This window comes from Streptomyces sp. SID11385, from assembly GCF_010548245.1.
GTDB lineage: Bacteria > Actinomycetota > Actinomycetes > Streptomycetales > Streptomycetaceae > Streptomyces.
Genome location: NZ_JAAGLR010000170.1, coordinates 1 through 315, shown reverse-complemented (window position 1 = coordinate 315; position 315 = coordinate 1). Strand labels below are relative to the sequence as shown.

Below are 315 nucleotides of genomic sequence, written 5' to 3'. Positions count from 1 at the left end.
GCCCGGGGCGCCGCGCTCGCTGCTGCCGGGTGCCGGGGTCACGGGGACGGCGGCGGGGCTCGTGGGCTTCGGCGCCGGTACGGGGATCGCGTGCGCGCTCGCCGGACCGCTCGGGGACCGGCTCGGGCTGCCCGTTCTCCCGGCGGACGCGGTGCCGGGGGCGCTGTGGGCGGCGCTGACCGTGCTGCTGCCGGTCTTCGGGCTCGCGCTCGGCACGGTGCTCGCGAGCCGCGACCTGCTCGGCGGGGAACCGGCGACCGGTAAGGGGTTGGGATGACCGGCACGGGGTGGGGATGACCGGCACGGGGTGGGGAT

The 315-nt window shown here is 79.0% G+C and carries 1 pseudogene; it reads left to right on the top strand.

The features are described from left to right. Positions 1–277, top strand: a pseudogene (locus G3I42_RS05300) (hypothetical protein); the annotation flags it as partial. Between the last annotated feature and the right edge of the window lie 38 nt (positions 278–315).